Annotated in this window: 1 protein-coding gene; it reads right to left on the reverse strand. The window is 39.0% G+C overall.

The window, feature by feature from the left end; translation table 11 throughout:
• Positions 1–251, reverse strand: a 251-nt coding sequence (locus AAEY72_RS15745; RefSeq protein WP_352311572.1) for a hypothetical protein, incomplete at both ends; no start/stop codon positions are given.

The raw sequence follows: 251 nt of genomic DNA on the forward strand, positions 1-251 counted from the left end.
GGCGTAGCTAGCGTTAATGATAATATCCCGCTGAACATTCGCTTCATAATTATCTATTCGCGCTAGCATAATATTGGGTTCCACACTGGCTATTTCAGCTAAGGCACTGTTGAAATAATCTTGATTTAAATCGTAAGCTTGTTTTTGATTGTTTAAAAATACTAAAGCAGCCTCAGGATCTGTTTCTGCCATTTTTCGAGAGACAATATATATCCCGCTGGCACGTTGCTCTACGGCAATAGTATCTAACC

Origin of the sequence: Psychrobacter sp. W2-37-MNA-CIBAN-0211, from assembly GCF_040309405.1 — a bacterium.
Taxonomy (GTDB): Bacteria; Pseudomonadota; Gammaproteobacteria; order Pseudomonadales; family Moraxellaceae; genus Psychrobacter; species Psychrobacter glaciei.